Raw genomic sequence first — 1,581 nt, forward strand, 5'->3', positions numbered from 1 at the left:
AGCTTGGCGTTTAACGTCGCAGGTCACTCGGCCTACTGATCTGCGGTTCTTTCCGGGACAGCGGAGGCGGCCGTTCTTCACACTTCGAGATGTCGAGTCACGAAGTACAAGAGAACGGCCGCTGTGTATGAGTCTGTCTGTCGATGCGCCCGCAGGCGAGGCGTTGGACGTGTTGTCCCGCTTTCGGGTCGAGCTCTACGAATGCCTCTACGCTCGCGCGGATGCCCTCTTCGAGCTCACCGACGCGGTGCTGTGCGCGGACGGGCCAGTGAAGACCCTGGTCGAGCTTTGCCTGGCGGTCGAACACCGACGTGGGCACGGGGCCCTGTATGCCGCGTTGGACCGGGGTTGGCTTGAGCCGACGCGGTTGCGCCGCACGCTGGCCGGCCTGCCGCTGCCGAGGGCTGCCGACGGGCGGATCGTGCTGGCCGTGGATGTCAGCAACTGGCTCCGCCCGGACGCCCCGACCAGCGACGACCGGCTGTTCTGCCACGTCTACGGGCGCGGTGACCGCAAGACGGATCAGTTCGTGCCGGGCTGGCCGTACTCCTTCGTCGGCGCCCTGGAGACCGGCCGGACTTCCTGGGTCGCGTTGCTGGATGCCGTGCGCCTGGGGCCGGCGGAAGACGCAACCGCCGTCACCGCTGCCCAACTACGCAATGTCGTCGAGCGGTTGATCCGGGCCCAGCAGTGGCAGGCGGGTGATCCGGAGATCTGGATCGTTATGGACTCCGGCTACGACGTCGCCTACCTCTCCCACGCCCTGGCGGACCTGCCCGTCGTCCTGGTCGGACGCCTGCGCTCGGACCGCGTCATGCTCCGCGACCCCGGTCCCGTCCGCTGCGGGCCGAAGGGCGGACGGCCGCGTCGGCACGGCGGCGTCCTGACCTTCGGCAAGCCCGAAAGCTGGCACGAACCCGACGTCACTACGGTCACGGACACCACCCGCTATGGCAAGGCCGAGGCCAGAGCCTGGGACCGGATGCACCCCCGGCTCACCCACCGCGGCCCCTGGCTGGAGCACGCGGAAGAGGAACTGCCCATCCTGCACGGCACGTTGATCCGCCTGAAGGTCGAGCGCCTGCCGGGCGACCGTGACCCGAAACCGGTCTGGCTGTGGTGCTCGGCCACCGCCGCCACCCCGGCGGACGTGGAGCGCTGGTGGCAGTCGTTCCTCCGCAGATTCGACCTGGAGCACACCTTCAGGCTCATGAAACAGACGCTCGGCTGGACCGCCCCGAAGGTCCGTCACGCGGACACCGCCGACCTGTGGACCTGGCTCATCATCGCCGCCCACACCCAGCTCCGCCTGGCCCGGCCACTCGCGGAGGACCTTCGCCGTCCCTGGGAACGACCGACCGAGCCCCGCCGGCTCACCCCCGCCCGGGTGCGGCGGGGGTTTCGCAACGTCCGCGCGGCCGCGGCCCGGCCCGCGGCCGCGCCGAAACCGTCCCGGCCAGGGCCGGGACGGCCTGCAGGCTCGAAGAATAAAAACCGGGCCAGGCACCACGATGTCGGCAAGACGGTCAAACGCGCCGAATCGATCAAGGAACACCAAGCCCGCCGAGGATAAACGCCAAG

The 1,581-nt window shown here is 69.4% G+C and carries 1 protein-coding gene; it reads left to right on the top strand.

Translation table 11 applies throughout. From position 1 onward, the window contains the following. Positions 1–127 precede the first annotated feature (127 nt). Positions 128–1,573 carry an NF041680 family putative transposase gene (locus ACFV8T_RS45585; protein WP_385339804.1) on the top strand — a complete coding sequence of 482 codons (1,446 nt, stop codon included), beginning with the start codon at positions 128–130 and terminating at the stop codon, positions 1,571–1,573. The last annotated feature ends 8 nt before the right edge of the window (positions 1,574–1,581 follow it).

Origin of the sequence: Streptomyces sp. NPDC059832 (assembly GCF_042731715.1) — a bacterium.
GTDB lineage: Bacteria > Actinomycetota > Actinomycetes > Streptomycetales > Streptomycetaceae > Streptomyces.

Coding starts and splice junctions, on each gene's coding strand:
- ACFV8T_RS45585 (WP_385339804.1), top strand. CDS start 128: ATGAGTCTGTCTGTCGATGCGCCCGCAGGCGAGGCGTTGGACGTGTTG.